This window comes from Algoriphagus locisalis (assembly GCF_900116615.1).
Classification (GTDB): domain Bacteria; phylum Bacteroidota; class Bacteroidia; order Cytophagales; family Cyclobacteriaceae; genus Algoriphagus; species Algoriphagus locisalis.
This window is the reverse complement of the sequence record NZ_FPBF01000003.1, coordinates 272,104-289,196: the sequence shown is the minus strand read 5'-3', so window position 1 is coordinate 289,196 and position 17,093 is coordinate 272,104. Positions and strand designations below refer to the sequence as shown.

16 protein-coding genes are annotated in these 17,093 nt (G+C 41.4%); 5 read left to right on the top strand and 11 right to left on the bottom strand.

Annotated elements, in window-relative coordinates:
• Nucleotide 1: 1 nt before the first annotated feature.
• Entirely contained in the window at nucleotides 2-1,651 is a 1,650-nt protein-coding gene (locus BM386_RS10260; RefSeq protein WP_091693426.1) for an ABC transporter substrate-binding protein, read from the top strand.
• A 3-nt stretch (nucleotides 1,652-1,654) separates the two neighbouring features.
• On the top strand, nucleotides 1,655-2,950 hold the full coding sequence (gene hemL, locus BM386_RS10255; RefSeq protein ID WP_091693424.1) for a glutamate-1-semialdehyde 2,1-aminomutase: 1,296 nt from the start codon (nucleotides 1,655-1,657) through the stop codon (nucleotides 2,948-2,950).
• Here hemL and BM386_RS23630 read toward each other — a convergent pair.
• From BM386_RS23630 to BM386_RS10245, 3 genes are read right to left on the bottom strand one after another with little or no spacing between them, the layout of a single operon-like run.
• On the bottom strand, nucleotides 2,945-3,091 hold the full coding sequence (locus tag BM386_RS23630; protein ID WP_170857074.1) for a hypothetical protein: 147 nt from the start codon (nucleotides 3,089-3,091) through the stop codon (nucleotides 2,945-2,947). The genes hemL and BM386_RS23630 overlap by 6 nt on opposite strands.
• Before the next feature lie 42 nt (nucleotides 3,092-3,133).
• Nucleotides 3,134-3,343: a type II toxin-antitoxin system HicB family antitoxin gene (locus BM386_RS10250; RefSeq protein ID WP_091693421.1), complete on the bottom strand. Its 210-nt coding sequence runs from the start codon at nucleotides 3,341-3,343 to the stop codon at nucleotides 3,134-3,136.
• A complete protein-coding gene (locus BM386_RS10245) occupies nucleotides 3,340-3,597 on the bottom strand; it encodes a type II toxin-antitoxin system HicA family toxin (protein WP_091693418.1) in 258 nt (85 codons plus the stop codon). Before BM386_RS10245 ends, BM386_RS10250 begins: the two co-directional genes overlap by 4 nt.
• A 180-nt stretch (nucleotides 3,598-3,777) precedes the next feature.
• On the opposite strand from BM386_RS10245, the gene BM386_RS10240 reads away from it, so the two are divergent.
• A complete protein-coding gene (locus BM386_RS10240) occupies nucleotides 3,778-4,131 on the top strand; it encodes a Spx/MgsR family RNA polymerase-binding regulatory protein (RefSeq protein WP_091693416.1) in 354 nt (117 codons plus the stop codon).
• Nucleotides 4,132-4,332: 201 nt separating this feature from the next.
• Here the strand turns inward: BM386_RS10240 and BM386_RS10235 are convergent, their stop codons facing one another.
• The 5 genes from BM386_RS10235 to BM386_RS10215 all read right to left on the bottom strand — a co-directional run bounded on the left by BM386_RS10235 (nucleotide 4,333) and on the right by BM386_RS10215 (nucleotide 12,128).
• Nucleotides 4,333-5,715 carry a c-type cytochrome domain-containing protein gene (locus tag BM386_RS10235; RefSeq protein WP_091693413.1) on the bottom strand — a complete coding sequence of 461 codons (1,383 nt, stop codon included), beginning with the start codon at nucleotides 5,713-5,715 and terminating at the stop codon, nucleotides 4,333-4,335.
• Nucleotides 5,708-6,580: a sugar phosphate isomerase/epimerase family protein gene (locus BM386_RS10230; RefSeq protein WP_091693410.1), complete on the bottom strand. Its 873-nt coding sequence runs from the start codon at nucleotides 6,578-6,580 to the stop codon at nucleotides 5,708-5,710. Before BM386_RS10230 ends, BM386_RS10235 begins: the two co-directional genes overlap by 8 nt.
• 7 nt (nucleotides 6,581-6,587) lie before the next feature.
• Nucleotides 6,588-8,093, bottom strand: coding sequence for a DUF1501 domain-containing protein (locus BM386_RS10225; protein ID WP_091693407.1), 1,506 nt, complete (start codon nucleotides 8,091-8,093; stop codon nucleotides 6,588-6,590).
• A gap of 93 nt (nucleotides 8,094-8,186) precedes the next feature.
• On the bottom strand, nucleotides 8,187-10,925 hold the full coding sequence (locus BM386_RS10220) for a DUF1553 domain-containing protein (protein ID WP_091693404.1): 2,739 nt from the start codon (nucleotides 10,923-10,925) through the stop codon (nucleotides 8,187-8,189).
• A 255-nt stretch (nucleotides 10,926-11,180) separates the two neighbouring features.
• Complete coding sequence (locus BM386_RS10215; protein ID WP_091693402.1) at nucleotides 11,181-12,128, bottom strand: NAD-dependent epimerase/dehydratase family protein; 948 nt, start codon at nucleotides 12,126-12,128, stop codon at nucleotides 11,181-11,183.
• 155 nt (nucleotides 12,129-12,283) lie between these two features.
• Here BM386_RS10215 and kbl point away from each other — a divergent pair, with 155 nt between their 5' ends.
• A complete protein-coding gene (gene kbl / locus BM386_RS10210) occupies nucleotides 12,284-13,480 on the top strand; it encodes a glycine C-acetyltransferase (protein ID WP_091693399.1) in 1,197 nt (398 codons plus the stop codon).
• A 191-nt stretch (nucleotides 13,481-13,671) separates the two neighbouring features.
• On the opposite strand, the gene BM386_RS10205 is transcribed toward kbl, so the two are convergent.
• Nucleotides 13,672-14,394: a DUF5715 family protein gene (locus tag BM386_RS10205; protein ID WP_091693396.1), complete on the bottom strand. Its 723-nt coding sequence runs from the start codon at nucleotides 14,392-14,394 to the stop codon at nucleotides 13,672-13,674.
• 311 nt (nucleotides 14,395-14,705) lie between these two features.
• Between BM386_RS10205 and BM386_RS10200 the strand changes: the two genes are divergently transcribed.
• A complete protein-coding gene (locus tag BM386_RS10200; protein ID WP_170857073.1) occupies nucleotides 14,706-15,311 on the top strand; it encodes a helix-turn-helix domain-containing protein in 606 nt (201 codons plus the stop codon).
• A gap of 15 nt (nucleotides 15,312-15,326) precedes the next feature.
• Here BM386_RS10200 and cdaA read toward each other — a convergent pair whose 3' ends face one another.
• Nucleotides 15,327-16,208 carry a diadenylate cyclase CdaA gene (cdaA, locus tag BM386_RS10195; protein WP_091693390.1) on the bottom strand — a complete coding sequence of 294 codons (882 nt, stop codon included), beginning with the start codon at nucleotides 16,206-16,208 and terminating at the stop codon, nucleotides 15,327-15,329.
• On the bottom strand, nucleotides 16,205-17,089 hold the full coding sequence (gene folP, locus BM386_RS10190; RefSeq protein WP_091693388.1) for a dihydropteroate synthase: 885 nt from the start codon (nucleotides 17,087-17,089) through the stop codon (nucleotides 16,205-16,207). The genes cdaA and folP overlap by 4 nt, the downstream gene beginning before the upstream one ends.
• Nucleotides 17,090-17,093: the final 4 nt, after the last annotated feature.

The following is a 17,093-nucleotide window of genomic DNA, read 5'->3' as shown; positions in this document are numbered from 1 at the left end:
AATGAAAAAATTTCTTTTAGTAATTCCGGTATTTTTCATCCTGAGCGTAGCATTTGCTCAAATCCCAACACCGGATGCGTATCGTAAGGCCCAGTCGGAACTTGCCGCCAAAAACTACTGGGAAGCGATCCCACTTTTCAAGCAATTTACAGACCCAAAGGAGTATGGGAATCTGGCTAACTATGCAGCTTTTCACTTAGGTGAAGCCACTCTTGGTGCTAATCAACCTGGTCAAGCTATAGACGCTTTGGAACCTATTATAAAAGGGAATTGGGCAAAGTCGGAAGAAGCGAAATATCTTTTGGCGGTTGCTTATTTCAAGAATCAACAGAATGTAGAGGCATTGACCCTGATTAAGTCAATTAAGAATGATCAAATCATGGCGATGGCTGAAAATGCCACTTATGAAAACCTGAAGCAGGTGAGTGCAAGTTTTATGATTGCTAACCTTTCTGAGTTCAAAGAAAATAGAGGATATGGAGCGGCTCTGAAGAGAGTTTTGGAAAGCCAAACCATCTTATCCGCAACCGAACGCGCTGCTTATTATGAGTTGCAGGGAAAGGCGACAGAAAGTAAAAACGTGGTGAAAGACCAGGTATTGGACATTGTGGTGATTTTGCCTTTTACCAATTCATCCAGATCTAACCTGTCAAGTATTCCTCAGAATGATTTTGTATTCGAATTGTACCAAGGGTTAGAATTCGGTGTAGAGCAATTGAAGATAAAAGGAACAAAGGTCAATATGCTGACCTTTGATTCAAAGAGAGATGTTGCTCATTTACAAAACCTACTTTCTGATCCAGCCATTGCGTCAGCTGATGTAATTATTGGTCCAATCTATCCAGAAGAGTCTGATGTAGTAAGTGCCTTCGCAGAGACAGCCAAGATTCCTTTTGTCCATCCACTTTCCAACTTGGGGGAACGTTTTGAAGAGTTGAATTATAGCTATTTGTTTAGACCTTCCGTAAGTTCTATTGCCGATGGCATAGTAGATGGCCTGAGAAAACAGAATTGGGGAAAAAGAGTTGCGGTAGGATATAGCGGAAGCTCTCGTGATGAGATGTTGGCGAAAATGCTTCAAACTCAGTTGGCAGCAGAAGGATTTCAGCTTACTAAATTCGAACAAATCAATCCTCGAAATGTCAGCGACTTTATGCAGGGTTTGGGAGTAAAGAGTGGAGAAGGATCTGTTTCTGTAGATCAGGTTGTATTACTGACAGATGATCCTTCGATCGCTCAGCCGGTATTTTCCCTGATGGAGTCAATTACTGCGTCCATTCCTACACTTGTAATGGATTCTTGGTTGAGCTTCAACTTTGCAAATTATGAGATGCTGGAGTTTCCGAATTTCTATTTTATAGGCAATAATACCTTGAATTTCTACGGTGAGCCAATGCAGCAATTCCGAAACAGATTTTACGATAAATACCTAAATTTACCTAGCATAAATTCCACACTTGGAGCTGAGTTGATCAACTGGGTGTCTTCCAATATGTCCGACTCAAAGGGCTTTGATTTGAGAAGAAACCTGGATCAGAAGGCATTTGAGGCGGGTAGATTAACTTGGGGATTTAATTTCCAAGGAGGACACAACAATCAATATGTGCCGCTGTTTGAGTTAGAAGCAGGCGAATTGAAACCTTTAGATTAAACAATGAATATTTCTAAGAGTAAAGAGCTTTTTTCAAAAGCCCAAAATTTCATCCCAGGAGGCGTGAACTCACCCGTTCGTGCCTTTAGAGCTGTAGGCGGAGAGCCACTTTTTATCAAAAGAGCTGAAGGAGCTTTCTTGTATGATGAGGATGGAAATCAATTTATAGAACTGATCAATAGCTGGGGTCCAATGCTTTTGGGTCACAACCATCCGAAGGTGAAGCAGGCGGTAATTGAAGCGATGGAAGATGGAACTTCCTTCGGTGCTCCTACTGCCCGTGAAGTGGAAATTGCTGAGTTGATTGTAAGCATGGTGCCATCCATCGAGAAAGTTCGTATGGTGAACTCAGGTACGGAGGCGACTATGTCTGCTATTCGTGTTGCCAGAGGCTTTACCGGACGCGATAAGTTTATCAAAATGGAAGGTCATTACCATGGACATGGTGATTCATTTTTGATAGCAGCAGGTTCTGGTGCAATGACAATGGGGGATCCTGATTCTCCGGGAGTGACCAAAGGAACAGCTAAGGATACCTTGATTGCTCCATATAATAATTTGGAAGCTATCGAAGAATTAGTAGCTGCAAATCCAGGAGAAATTGCGGCTTTGATATTGGAACCTGTTCCTGGAAATATGGGGCTTTGCTTACCAAAGGAAGGTTATCTGCAAGGACTACGTGATATTTGTACCAGAGAGGGGATTGTCCTGATCTTTGACGAAGTGATGACAGGATTCCGTTTGGCAAAAGGTGGAGCTCAGGAAGTTTTCGGTGTAACTCCGGATATGACCACCTTGGGTAAAATCATCGGAGGAGGAATGCCAGTTGGTGCTTACGGAGGAAAGAGAGAAATCATGGAGTTTGTTTCTCCAGCTGGGCCGGTTTATCAGGCCGGAACGCTTTCAGGAAATCCAATTGCAATGGCTGCTGGTTTGACGATGCTGAATCACCTGAATACGGATCCAACTGTATATGACGAGCTAACTCACATAGGAAGCAAATTAGCAGAAGGAATCAAAAAGATTAATCAGGAATTAGGGTTGAATTATACGGTAAACAGTTTTGGGAGCATGTATTCCTTGTTCTTCACTGATAAGCCAGTGTATGACTTTGAAAGTGCAAAGAGCTCCGATACGGCGTTATTTGGCAAATATTTTCAAGCAATGCTGAAAAGAGGAGTTTATTTGGCGCCTTCTCAGTTTGAGAGTTTGTTCTTATCTACCGCCTTGAAAGATGAGTTGATCGACCAGATCTTGGTTGCTCATAAGGAAGCAATGGTGGAAATATTGGGGCTATAAAGTTCTATTTGTTGACCTATCAATTCTGCTTTCAGAAACATATTCTTGAAGCTTTTCAGCAACTGTAATTGGGGGTTTTCCAGCATATTTAGTTGAGATTTTCTGAGATTTGTTTGGAGTAGTTGGATTACTTTTCTTCATAGCAGAAAATTGATTTAAATCTTTTAAAAACCAAAAGGCAGGCTAAGCATACTGTAGCTTGCCTTTTGGTTTTGGTATTTTCATCCCATCCTCTTTAGCTATTTTGACCCAAAGTTCAATTGCTTGCTGAGCATTTTCCAATGCCTCTTTTTGGTTTTCACCATGTGCTTTGATGGAAGGTAATTCAGGTACCTCAGAAACAAAACATTCATCCTGATCACTCCAGTAAACGAAGATTCCGTATTTGCTCATTGTTTTGAAAGTTTATAACCGATAATGATTTCTCTAATTTGCTTTACTTGATAAGGTTTTGCTTTTCCATCTTTGGTAGATTGAATGTTGATCATTTCAGGTACATCTTCTCTTTTGTAAATCGTATGACTACCCGCACCACCTCTTTCTTGAAAGCCTAGCTGAGTAAGTAACGTTTTTAAATCCGAAATGGATAAATTTTTATCAGATTTACCAGATAGAACCTTAAGTAAAAGTTTTTCAAACTTACTCATTTTGAAAAAGTTAATATTAAATGTAACACGAAAAGTCTTTTAAATAACAAAGTTACACCTCGTAAGATAATCACTAAGATTTGAATTTTGAACAGAGATATTGACTGTTTTTTTAAGTATTAAAAGTTGATTCCCGTTCTTTTTAGAATCAAATTCGCTGTCATAAAAAACTATTAAGATATGTCTATCAAAGTTTACGGAATTAAGAATTGCAATACGATGAAGAAGACCTTCGATTTCCTAGGGGAAAAAGGAGTGGAATATGACTTTATCGATTATAAAAAGCAGAAGCCTAGCGCACCACTTTTAGAAGGTTTTTTAGAGAAAACTGAACTGAATTCCTTGGTCAATAAGAAAGGAATGACTTACCGAAAAATGACCGACGAACAGAAAATCGACTTGGAAAAGCAAGAAACAGCCCTGCCGATTTTGATTGAAAATTCCAGTATGATCAAGCGCCCGGTAATTGTTTACACTGATGGAAGCTTAAGTTTGGGGTTTGATGCGGAAGAGATCGAGGGGAAGTTGAAGTGAGATAGCTCGCGGCGGTGCGGCGTTTTTGTCTCCCGCTAAGTCCCAAAGGCGCGGATTTCTTACTTTTGAGGGGGGTAACCCATTTAACTTTGATTTATTCTTTATTCAGTTTGGTTAAAAAATGAAAAGAAATATAAAGAGTAATGGTTGCTAAATAAATCAAAAGCTTAGCGCCTTTGCGCCTTGGCGGGAGATTGTTTTTTAATAAACAATCGTATCCGTTGGCAATGGAGGTAAGGTGAAATCTCCTGTTTCCAGATAAAAGCTGAACTGAGCAGAACTTCCAGAATCTGCCGCTGGAGATTCAAAAGCAAATACTTTTTCCAGCATTGGGTGGCCATCAAGCACTGAAAGCTTCTCTCGCGTCACCTGCGTATTGTTGATGTAAAGCAGTTTTAGAGTTTTGTTTTCCGCTAATTTCCCTAACCCAGATCCTTGGATATCAGTCTGATTAAGTTTCAATACTGTCAAGTTTGGAAGGGTAGCAATCTGCTCTAAAATGGCATCACTGATTGCGGTTCCTGTCAAGTCTAAGTACACAATTTGGTCTTTCGCCGATTGAAGCATTTGCCAATCGGAATCAGAAAATGCAGGGAAATTGATACAGCTGATCTTCAGTAAAGGAGAATCCTCTTTTATCACTTCGGCAAAGAAACCCTCATCTCTCAATTTCGAAATGGAATCCGGAGGAAGTCTAGCTACCTCAACTGCCGGGTAAAATGGGATCTCATTCTTTTTGAAAAATGGCTCTAGCAAACTCACGCTTATCGCTGATTCTCCTAGCTTGGCGTTTTCCGGAGATCCTGATTCTATCCAAGCTTTGATCAATTCAATCTCCTCTTTTCTGGGTTGTCGCTTATCCTTTGGTGGCATGTGATCATCATGGTCTTCCGGCAAAACTAGTCGAGCAAATAGCGCACTTTCTTCAGGGGTTCCAGCTTCCAGGACTGCTCCATCTTCACCGCCTTTATGGATTCCTTGGAAAGAACTCAGATCTAATTCTCCCTTAAGTTTATTCGGATTATGGCAGCTTTTACAGTTTTGATCCAAAATAGGTTGGATCGCCCCGGTATAAAACTCCACTTCTTCCCAGTTATCCGCGGGTAGTTCGAGCGGTTCATTAATGCTGGTTTCCCCTCCCAAGAAGGCTTGAAGTTCTGGAGGTAAAACCTCGGTGAAGTAATCGTCTCCATGTGTAATATTGCCGCCAAGATGACCTGTGATTGTTAAAATCACCAAAAGCACAGCTCCCTTTATTTTTAATTTCGCAGGAGTGGAAGTGGAATTTTTCAGATGATACCAAAGTCCTAAAGAAAGGAGCGTGGTAAGAATCCCCAAGATCAAGTGGAACTGCACAGTGTCCCAACCATAGCCTTCTCCTTGGTATTGAAGAAAGCCACTTACGCTGGCAAAACCTGCTGAAATTCCACCAAGCAAAAATGCTAATTGGATTATGGGTGAATAAACCGGATACTTTTTTCCCGTCCAAAAAATCAAAATCACCCCAAAAACCAAAAAGCCAATGGGCAAGTGAACCAAAACCGGGTGAAATCGCCCGAACAGCGGTAAAATAAAGTCAATCATTTGCGAAGCGGGCTTGAATGGCTTTCATGATAAATACATTGGCTTCCCATTGATCTGCGATGGGTACGTTGGAAAAGGGCACGGTAGGCAAGTAGGGTGGAGGTCCAAATTCGGTGGTAATCGTATAGACTTCCTGACCGGAATTCCGGATAATATGCTCCCAAACATCCAAGTGAGTATTTAATGCGGATTTCCATTCTGGAGCAGCTGGATTATTCACTTGAGGGCCTTCGGCAAAGCCAATCCGTGCATGAATATGATCTACACGTGGAATGATTTGCTGTAGCAAGGGATCTTTCAAACCAATCAATCGCTCATGAACCACCATCCAGTGGCTGATGTCCAAATTCAAACGTAAATCAGGGACGGCATTCACCATTTCCACAGTGAGCGGAACATTGAAGGAAAACCTACTTCGGTGAGTCTCATGAACAATTGGAATTCCGGATGCTTTGCTTGCCTTGGTTGTCACATCGATAAACGCCTTGTTTTGCACCAATGTCCAGTAATCCGAACCCGTGTGTGAGTTGATTTTGACTGGATTCCAAGCTATTATCTTTTGCAGATTTTCTTCATAGACCTTTAGTGCTTCTTCATAAGGAAGCCCCTTATTTGTTCCATGAAGGAAAATCACCTTCAAATCGTATTTTTCCAGCCCGGCTTTTAATTCTTTTTGGACGGTTTCATCGTATGGAAACCATGTTTCGATTCCATCATAACCATCATTTTTAGTGCGTTTTAGAAATTCGTCCAAGGGGAGTTTGTTTCCCCAGTCAGTTTGAAAAAATTGAAGTTGAGTTTGTGAGAAAACAGGGTGTAGCATGAGGCTGAATAGCACAGCGACCAAGGATATTCTTTTAAGCATGGAAAATCTAAGCTAGTATTTTATTGATTAATTCACCTTCCACATCGGTGAGACGGAATGGTCGGCCCTGGAAATCATAGGTGAATTTCTCATGGTCAAAACCCATCAAATGTAGAATGGTGGCATGAATATCATGTACTGATACTCTCTCCTCAACTCCTGAAAATCCAAAATCATCTGTGATCCCGTAGCTCACTCCTGGCTTGATGCCACCACCTGCCATCCACATGGTGAATGCATCCACGTGGTGGTCTCTCCCTAAGAAACCTTGAGTTTTGCCTCCTCTATTTTCCTGCATAGGAGTCCTTCCAAATTCACCTCCCCAGACAACCAGCGTGTCCTCAAGCATTCCTCTTTGCTTTAAATCCAGAAGCAAAGCTGAAATAGGCCTGTCTATTTCCCGGCATTTATTTCGAAGTCCCATGTCGATGGAGCCATCGTGATCAGTTCCATGCGAATCCCATCCCCAGTCGTAGAGCTGAACAAATCTTACTCCTTTTTCAACCATTTTTCTAGCCAAAAGGCAGTTGTTGGCGAAGGATTCTGCACCTGGCTTGGTTCCATATAATTCATGGATAGATTCTGGCTCATCATTGATGTCCATCACCTCTGGTACCTCGATCTGCATTCTGTAAGCCATCTCGTATTGGTTGATTCTCGAGAGAATCTCAGGGTCACCATAGTTATTGAACTCCTCCTGATTCACCGTATTGATGGCGTCAATTACATTTTTCTTTAAGTTTCTGCTCATTCCTTCCGGATCATCCAGATACAAAACCGGGTCACCTTTGGACCTACACTGCACTCCTTGATAGACAGAGGGCAAAAATCCTGAACCCCATACACTTTTGCCTGCATCAGGAGTTTTTCCACCAGAAGTAAGCACGACAAAGCCAGGAAGATTCTGATTTTCAGTACCCAGACCGTAGGTGACCCAGCTTCCCAAACTCGGTCTGCCAAGTCTTGCACTGCCAGTTTGCATGAAAAGCTGCGCTGGACCATGATTGAACTGATCTGTATGAACTGCCTTTATGAAAGAAACGTCATCAGCAAGTTTGGAGAAATGCGGCAAGTAATCGGAGATCCAGGCACCGGATTGTCCATGCTGAGCAAAATTCGCCTGTGGGCCAAGAATGTTAGGAGTTCCTTGGATAAAGGCGAATTTTCGACCTTCCAGCAGTGACTCAGGGCATGGCTGATTATGGTATTTTACGAGTTCTGGTTTGTAATCAAAAAGCTCCAGTTGCGAAGGTGCTCCTGCCATGTGGAGGTATATGATTGACTTTGCCTTAGCTCCGAATGGAGGAGGCAGGGGAGACAGTGGATTCAAATCCCTGTCAGTAAGATTGAGCCCTTTGCTAGTGGTGGCTGAGCCCGTATCACAACCAAACATCAAGGGAGCCAAAGCTAGCCCACCTACTTTGGAAACGCAATCCATCAGGAAGTGTCTTCTAGTTTGTTTGGAAAGCTTTTGCTGCGCAAACTCTGCGAGCATTTTGTCTAGGCTATTCATCTGATTATGATCTTATTTTTAAAGGCCAGATGGAATCTCGCATTTTCATTCTTCATCCAGCTAGTTGACGATTTACTCTTCCTCGATTTCATATCAGGGTTTGGTTATAAATTCATCCAAATTAAGCATGGCGTTTGCCACAACTGTCATGGCGGCTTGCTTTGAGGTTATTTTTTGATCTTCCCAGCCAAAGAAAGATTCAAGTTCTTCAGGGTTCTTTTGGTACTGAGCTAAAGCTTCCTCATGCAATGTTTCCAGCGCAGCTAGCTTCGGTTCAGAGATCGGTGTTAAAATCATTTTTTCGTAGCCATAGCTGATCGCTTTCTCAGGATTGGAACCTCCATTTGCCAGCATATCTTCAGAGAGATGAAAGGCAGCTTCCAGATAAACAGGATCGTTTAATGTGACTAAAGCCTGAAGAGGTGTATTGGTTACCAATCTTCTGCTTAGACATACTTCCCGACTTCCTGCGTCAAAAGAAAGGAAAGAGGGGTATGGGCTGGTTCTTTTTAGAAAAGTATAGACACCTCGACGGTGGGCATCCTCTCCTTGACTTTCTGTCCATGTTCCACCGTTATAAACCGTTTGCCAGATGCCCTCTGGTTGGGCAGGCATTACTCCTGGTCCATACATTTTGTCACTCAACAAACCTGAAACTGCTAATGCTTGATCCCGAACTTGCTCCGCACTCAACCTGAACCTTGGGCCTCGTGCATACCATTTGTTTTGTGGATCTTTGGTGTAAAGCTCTGGAGACACTACTGACGATTGTTTGTAGGTTTTGGAAGTTACGATTTCACGGATCAGGCTTTTGATGCTCCATTCGTAATCATTCATGGTTTTCCAGGCCAGGTAATCCAATAACTCTGGATGCGAAGGAGGGTCAGATTGTGTCCCCATGTCTTCTAGCGTACTCACAATTCCTCTCCCCATAAGCTGATCCCAAACACGGTTGACCAGTGTTCTTGACGTTAATGGATTTTCTTTGTCCGTAAGCCAGTAAGCAAAGCCAAGTCTGTTTTGTGGCCATTCCGGTTTCCAGGGATTGAGTTCTTTTGGAGTTTCGGGCTGGACTTTGTCCCCTAGCATCATCCAATTTCCCCGCTCGAAAACTCGGGTTTCCCGGGCCATATAGGCCGGGTTTTCAATCATAATCGGAAGCTTTGTGCCTCCGAAATTCAGGATTTCTTCCCAGCTCTTTTGTATAGAAGCATAGCCAGGTTTGTCCTCACCTTTCAGTTTTGGTACGAAGGCAAACCATATAAATCTAGCTGCAGTTTGGTCTGGTTTTGAGTTTGGATTTTTGATTTCTAAATACAAATCAATATTTCCTTCAACCTGCTCGAAAGGAATCGGACGGATGATTGTCCCGGTTTTATTAATTGGAAAGGAAGCGAGTAGTTCGCCTTCTGGTCCCCCATTTCGAATAGTCATTTTGCTTCCATCCAGACCAGCTGAATATTCTAGTAGGAGTTGATCGGATCCTTGGGTATTTACATTTCTCAGATAAGCAGAACCATTACCTTCTATCCCTAGCCATTTACTATCCAAAAGGGTGGCGTTAACAAAATCCACCGCGCTATGCGAAGGGTATTTGGGTTCCAGGAAAGTCATGAAGTCTTCCTTTGCTTCAGCTGCTTTTATACCTTCATTTTCTTTCACCCATGCTGTGATGGATTCGATTTTCGTTTTTTCCTCTGGTGAATAAAAGCGAAGCCTAGGTTCTTCGTCATTGGTGTCCTCGTCCCGGGTGTTATTGAAAAATGCAGCTGACTGATAAAATTCTTCATGCCTGATCGGATCGTAGGTATGACTATGGCACTGTACGCAAGCCATGGTAGTACTTTGCCATACTTCGTAGGTAGTGCTGACTCTATCAAGGACTGCCGCTACACGGAATTCCTCGTCTTGTGTACCACCTTCATCGTTGTTCATGGTATTGCGATGAAAAGCTGTAGCTGTTAGTTGATCCTCGGTAGGGTGTGGAAGTAAATCTCCAGCCAGTTGCTCTATAGTGAATTCATCGTAAGGCTTGTCAGCATTGAATGCCCGGATTACCCAGTCACGATATGGCCACATGGTTCGGTTTACATCTCGCTCATAGCCCTTGGTATCGGCATATCTCGCCATATCCAGCCACCAGGTCGCCCATTTTTCACCATAAGTGGGCGCAGCCAGCATTTTGTCTATTGCCTCTTCATAGGTGATATCCTTTGCGGAATAAGCTTCTATGATTTCCGGACTAGGAGGCAGGCCGGTAATGTCTAGCGCAGCTCTTCGAAGTAGTTTCAAGGAATTTTCCTCTGGAGAAAAATTTAACTCCATTTCTTCCAGCTTTTTGCCCACAAAAAAATCAATGGAATTGGACGATTCAGCGTCCTCATTTGGAGAAAGTCCAGCGGTATGTTTAGTATCAATTTCCTCAGGTTTTTGAACGGTCTGGTAGGCCCAGTGCTTACCCCATTTGGCTCCCTGCCTGATCCAGGTCTTCAAAAGTTCTATTTCATCCTTTGAAAGGGGTTCCTTTTCATAAGGCATCCTCAATTCTGGGTCAGATGAAGTCAGGCGCTTAATTAGCTCACTACCATTAGGATCTCCGGGAATAATGGCCGCATGTCCTGATTCCGTAGTGGCAAAGGCTTCCTCTTCAAAAAGTACCGAAAAGCCACCGCTTTTTTTTACACCACCGTGGCAGGTAATGCAATTCTTATTTAGGATTGGTTTGATCTCTGTGCTGAAGTCAACTTCTCTTTCATTTCCAAAAAAGAAAAAGCCGGCTATGGTAATAAGAACTGCAACCGTAAGAAAAAGAGTGATTTTTAGCTTGTTCATTTGGATAGTAATGAATCCTTAAAGTAATGAATAATTGATTGTTTAAAAAGATATCAATCAGTTATTAGTGCATAAGGACTAATACTTACGAAATAGGTATGAGCAGGAATGAATTAGAATAAAAATATCTACCAGTTGATCTGGCTCAATAGGGGCAGAAAGAGGGTGGCAATGAACCCTGACCTTTGTGTGTTTCTCTGTGCACACAGTGGTTAAAAACAAACACCCTGCTTAAGCGGGAGCAGGGTGTTAAAACTAGAACTTGTAATTAGGTAAGTTTTCCAAAATATCCTTGGTCATGGCGTCTAGATCATAGTCATGTTGCCAACCCCAATCTTTCCTGGCACAGGAATCGTCAATGCTATCTGGCCAGCTATCTGCGATAGCTTGTCTGAAATCAGGATTGTATTCGATTTTGAAGTCTGGAATATGTTTTAGAATGCTTTCATAACTCTCCTTAGGAGTGAAATTCATGGCAGCCAAGTTATAGCTAGATCGGATTTTTACCGATTCACGAGGTGCATTCATCAAATCCAATGTCGCTTTGATTGCATCCGGCATGTACATCATCGGAAGGGAACTGTCTTCGCGTAGGAAACAATCAAATTTTTCTCCAGCTAAAGCTTTGTGATAAATATCAACTGCATAATCTGTCGTACCCCCACCAGGAAGAGATTTATAACCAATCAATCCAGGGTAACGCAGACTTCTGACGTCCACATTATATTTCTGGAAATAATATTCACACCATCTTTCGCCCGCCTGCTTCGAAATACCATAGATGGTATTCGGCTCTTTGACGCAGTATTGAGGAGTATTGATTTTTGGAGTATTTGGTCCAAAGACCGCAATGGATGATGGCCAATAAACTTTGTTAAGGTTGAATTCTCTGGCAAGCTCAAGGACATGAAGCAAACTTTCCATGTTTAGTTCCCAAGCGAAAAGTGGTTTTTTCTCTCCTACAGCGGATAGAACAGCTGCTAAATGATAAATCTGAGTGATCTTTTCCTGTTTGACCAGGTTTCTTAAACCTTTCTTGTCCATCACATCGAGGACTTGAAATCTACAAAAGTCAAATTTTGATTTTGCTGCTTCGTTGAGATCTGTAGCGATTACCTGCTCTGTACCAAACTGATCTGCCAACGAACGAGTGAGTTCTGAACCCAACTGCCCTGCGGCGCCTATTACCAGGATTTTTTCCATTAATATTTCTTTCAAAATCTACCTAAAGACGAGCTCTAGGTTTTTGTTTATATTTGGGTTTGCGACTGCAAAAGTAAGAAAAAACTGCTTCCTGAGTAGGTTTTTTGATCAAAGGAATCAGACGTTTTTGAATAATATAAAATCAACTAGCTATCATGTACGATCAGTTCAGACCCAAATTACAAGAGGAACTTAAAGGAATAGAAGATGCCGGTCTTTTTAAGAAAGAACGTGTAATTACCTCTCCGCAATCAGCAGAAATCACCATCGCCGGTGGACAGAAAGTCTTGAATTTTTGTGCAAACAATTATTTAGGACTTTCTTCCCATCCAAAGGTAATCGATGCGGCTAAAGCTGCGATTGATTCGCATGGATTTGGAATGTCGTCCGTACGATTTATTTGCGGGACGCAGGATATTCACAAGGAGTTGGAGAAGAAAATATCTGAGTTCTTAGGCACCGAAGACACCATACTTTACGCAGCAGCTTTTGATGCAAACGGTGGTGTATTTGAACCGATTTTGGGACCAGAAGATGCAATTATCTCTGATGCATTGAATCATGCATCTATCATTGATGGTGTTCGCCTGTGCAAGGCTATGCGTTTCAGATACCAGCACAATGATATGGCAGATCTTGAAACTCAGTTGAAGGATGCAATCGCTAAAGGTGCAAAGCAAAAAATCATCGTAACCGATGGAGTTTTCTCCATGGACGGGACCATTGCACAATTAGATAAGATTGTCGAATTGGCTGAGAAATATGAGGCACTAGTAATGACTGACGAATGTCACTCCACAGGTTTTATGGGTAAAACTGGTCGTGGTGTCCACGAGCATTGTGGAGTAATGGGCAAAATTGACATTATCACTGGTACGCTAGGAAAAGCTCTTGGAGGTGCTTCAGGAGGATTTACTTCCGGAAGAAAAGAGATTGTGGAATTACTTCGCCAGCGTTCTAGACCATATTTGTTCTCAAATACTTTAGCACCATCGATCACAGGTGCATCCATAGCTGTATTTGATTTGCTTTCGGAAACTACCGAGTTGAGGGATAAATTGGAGGAAAACACCAAATACTTCCGAGAGAAAATGACCGTTGCAGGATTTGATATCAAGCCAGGCGAGCATGCTATTGTGCCGATCATGCTGTATGATGCAGTTTTATCCCAGAAAATGGCTGAAAAGGTGCTGGAAAAAGGTATTTATGTAATTGGATTCTATTATCCTGTTGTCCCAAAAGGTCAGGCAAGAATCCGGGTTCAGATCTCAGCAGGTCATGACAAAACGCATTTGGATCAGGCAATTGCAGCTTTCACTGAGGTAGGGAAAGAATTGGGAGTGATTGATTAACAGGACTGTCCGCAAGGAGAGTAGTTATATTATTTGTTGGATGTCCGATGTTAGGTGTCCGATGCAGAAAAGCCGGGTTTCTAATTTAGATTCCCGGCTTTTTTTTCACAAAGGATTTGTTAGAAGAATAAAGTGCGGAACTACCCTGTCCCTGATCATTGAGTTTGAATTTTGATCATTGATGATTTAAGTTACCTTACCGTCACGTGATAGCAACTTTGCTTTCTTTCTTTGATGAAGACAATTTTGTCCGACGCTTCAAATTCCTTCAGAATACTTTCGATTTTATTCTGTAGCGGCCTGCTGAAGCGTTTTTTGCCGTTCAATCGAATGTAGGAGATGTCAAATGAAACTCCATAGGAGTGTGAGCTGATTCCTTCTGTTGCATTTTTATTTCTTCTCCTGAGGCTTTTCTGCTGTTCGGGAGTCCTGGTGACAGAAGTCAATGTAAAGTAACTTTCTTTATCTGTAAGTGCTTGGAAAGCAGCGCCAAGTTCTTCTAGGACAGTTTTAGAATATGGGGTGATGTAAGGATGGCTATGTGTCAATGGCATTACTTCGTATCCAGCACCTTTATCTACGAAAACTAGTTTTTCTTCTTCTATAAGTTGTTTGAAATGACTTTCTGAATCAATTAAACCAATGCCATTGTGCTCGGCTGCAAATAAATGTTTGTCGTATTCTTTAGTAATCAGGTTCTTTGGAATAGGAGGGATTACTCTTGGAGTGGGAGTTTCCAGCTCAATTGGAGCCGCATCTTCAGGCTGAATAGTCGATTCTGGGGTATCGGAAAAAGTAGAAAAAGTATCTTTTAATTGCTTTTTCAAATCAGGGATGTATGCCTGTGTTGCCCAAGCTCCTGCCGAAAAAAGTATGAATATGGCGGCAAGCTGGATTAAAGGAAGTTTTTTCATAGGTGATTCGTACTCGTTTTTTTAGCTAGTCAGAATGGGAAGCAGCAAAGATTAAACCACAAAGACCTCTTGAAACTAATTTAATGGAATATTGGCCTGATTTCCCAGTTTTCATTTGCTTAGAAATTCCAACTTGTGTTTTTACCGAACAAATCCCAAAAGTTCTTTTCCATAAGGTGAAATGGTTTTATAAAAGGTATTTCAGGAAGAATTGGGCACTATGACGCAAGTGACATAAGAATGACGTATCCAAGTCGCAATTATTGTGGTGGCGTAAAACTACTTTTGAATTCTACAAAATGAAAATGAAAATGGATAGCAAAGCACTTGGTGTAAAATTGAAAACACTTCGGTTAAAGAATGGCTTTTCACAGGATGAATTGGCAGAATCTGCAAGAGTTAGTTTAAGGACGGTTCAGCGATTGGAAAATTCAGAAGCAATTCCAAGGATGGATACTGTGAAACGTATATTCCAGATTTTCGGTATGAGTCCTGATGAGGTACTTGACTGGGATCAAAAAGAAGATAAAAGTTTTTTGCTAGGAATGAATATTTCAGGTTTGATTTTTATAGTCTTACCACTTCTTGGTGTTGTTTTGCCTCTAATACTCTGGATGAGTCGGAAGGATAAAATTGCTGGTGTGAGTGAATTAGGACGAACTTTGGTGAATTTCCAACTTACTTGGGCTTTAGTGTATTACTTATGGACTGCTTTTTGTCATTGGTTAATTAGTTATTTTAAACTTTCTGGCAGTGGTGACGTGAGTCCTGATATTGTATATAATTATTTACATATCAGAGTTTGCGTAATATTTTTCATATACCTGATGGAGATCCTAATGGTCTGCTTGAATACCTATAGAATTAACAAGGGATTAAAAGTGAAGTATTTCCCAAAAATCAATTTCTTAAGATAAAAGAATTAGGATTGGTTATGAAGCCGACTTACTGGTCATCGCGAGCTTTCTTCGTTTTTTCAATTCGTATTCTTCAAGATCTTCGAAGCGGGAATCTACATCCAGGTTATTGAGGTAATCATTGATGGTTTCTCTGATCTCTTGGAAAGACATGTTATGAAGGATCTTTCCATTTTTGGACATAGATAATTGACCGGTTTCCTCTGAGACGATTAATACAATTGCATCGGTCGTCTCGGACATGCCAATAGCGGCGCGGTGACGAAGGCCAAATTGTGCCGGAACCTCACGCTCTGTAACTGGAAGGATGCAGCGAGCGGCTTTGATTTTGCCATTGTGAATGATTACAGCCCCATCGTGTAGCGGGCTGTATTTATTGAAAATAGAAATGAGTAGTCTTTTGGACAATTCAGCATCTAGGATATCTCCACTTTCAGCGTAAAACTTCAGTTCTGTGCTTTTTGAAATCACCATCAAAGCACCTGTATTACTGCCTGCTAAAGTTTTTGATGCATCAATAATAGGACTGATGTTGAAAAGGGAATTGTCCTTTTTTCTCCAGAAGAAAAGCATGTCTTTCCAGACATTATCATCTGATAGGAGAGAAGAGCGGCCTATGAGAAGCAAAAATTTCCTTATTTCCGGAGCAAAAATAATGATGGCTGCAATCACACCGACTCCCATGAACTGTCCTAAAATGGCAGTAAGGAGTTCCATTCGTAATGCCCGAACCAATAAATAGATTAGGTAGATGGACAAGAACCCAAGAAAAATTTTGATGGCAACACTGCCTTTTAGCAGTTTATAAACCTGATACAATAGGGCAGCCACCAGAGCAATATCAATGATATTGACTATGGAGATGTCTAAAAATCCTATTTTGAAAAGTAAGGTCAAGGGTATAAAGTGTTGTATAATTTTAATGTTTCGTTAGCTTCTTTTACGTCATGAACTCGCAGTATGTTTGCACCATGACATAAAGCAAACATATTTAAAGCCGTGGTTCCATTCAGCGCATCTCCTGCATTTATTTCAAGCGCTTTCGATATCATCGATTTTCTAGAAATACCTACTAGTATTGGTAATGAAAGCGATTGAAACTGACTAAGGTTCCTAAGTATGAAATAATTTTGTTCTAGGGTTTTAGCAAATCCAAATCCAGGGTCGATTATTACATCTATGATGCCAAACTTTCTGAATTGTTCCAGTTTTTCAGCGAAATAATACAATATTTCTCCTAAAATATCTGAATAATTCGTTTTTTTCTGCATGGTTTGGGGATTTCCTCGCATGTGCATTGCGATATAAGGCACTTTTAGGTTGGCCACCGTTTGAATCATGTCCCGGTCCAGGTCCCCTGCCGAAATATCATTTATGATATGAGCACCGGATAGGATTGCTTCTTCAGCAACTTTTGCCCGAAAAGTATCTACTGAAATTAAAATATCCGGATAGTTAGACGCGATCCATTTTATGGCAGGAATAACTCGATCTATTTCTTCCTGCACACTTACTTCTGCAGCTCCAGGTCTTGAGCTGTAACCTCCAAGATCCAGGATGCTAGCTCCATTAGAGATGTGCGAAGATGCCAATGCAGCAACTTTCTCCAGAGACTTCTCTGCTCTACTTCCTTCAAAAAAGGAATCTGGAGTCAGATTGACAATTCCCATTAGCTGAGGTTTATCCCAACTGATTAGCCTTCCATCTATTTGAAGGGTGTTTTTATGGCGAAATGATTTATCTTCGATTTCAGAAGACTTGCCCGGAAGAGGAAACATTAAA

Coding starts and splice junctions, on each gene's coding strand:
- BM386_RS10260 (WP_091693426.1), top strand. CDS start 2: ATGAAAAAATTTCTTTTAGTAATTCCGGTATTTTTCATCCTGAGCGTA.
- kbl (WP_091693399.1), top strand. CDS start 12,284: ATGTACGATCAGTTCAGACCCAAATTACAAGAGGAACTTAAAGGAATA.
- folP (WP_091693388.1), bottom strand. CDS start 17,089: ATGTTTCCTCTTCCGGGCAAGTCTTCTGAAATCGAAGATAAATCATTT.
- BM386_RS10200 (WP_170857073.1), top strand. CDS start 14,706: ATGGATAGCAAAGCACTTGGTGTAAAATTGAAAACACTTCGGTTAAAG.
- BM386_RS10235 (WP_091693413.1), bottom strand. CDS start 5,715: ATGATTGACTTTATTTTACCGCTGTTCGGGCGATTTCACCCGGTTTTG.
- BM386_RS10220 (WP_091693404.1), bottom strand. CDS start 10,925: ATGAACAAGCTAAAAATCACTCTTTTTCTTACGGTTGCAGTTCTTATT.
- BM386_RS10205 (WP_091693396.1), bottom strand. CDS start 14,394: ATGAAAAAACTTCCTTTAATCCAGCTTGCCGCCATATTCATACTTTTT.
- BM386_RS10250 (WP_091693421.1), bottom strand. CDS start 3,343: ATGAGCAAATACGGAATCTTCGTTTACTGGAGTGATCAGGATGAATGT.
- BM386_RS10240 (WP_091693416.1), top strand. CDS start 3,778: ATGTCTATCAAAGTTTACGGAATTAAGAATTGCAATACGATGAAGAAG.
- BM386_RS10230 (WP_091693410.1), bottom strand. CDS start 6,580: ATGCTTAAAAGAATATCCTTGGTCGCTGTGCTATTCAGCCTCATGCTA.
- BM386_RS10215 (WP_091693402.1), bottom strand. CDS start 12,128: ATGGAAAAAATCCTGGTAATAGGCGCCGCAGGGCAGTTGGGTTCAGAA.
- hemL (WP_091693424.1), top strand. CDS start 1,655: ATGAATATTTCTAAGAGTAAAGAGCTTTTTTCAAAAGCCCAAAATTTC.
- BM386_RS23630 (WP_170857074.1), bottom strand. CDS start 3,091: ATGAAGAAAAGTAATCCAACTACTCCAAACAAATCTCAGAAAATCTCA.
- BM386_RS10245 (WP_091693418.1), bottom strand. CDS start 3,597: ATGAGTAAGTTTGAAAAACTTTTACTTAAGGTTCTATCTGGTAAATCT.
- BM386_RS10225 (WP_091693407.1), bottom strand. CDS start 8,093: ATGAATAGCCTAGACAAAATGCTCGCAGAGTTTGCGCAGCAAAAGCTT.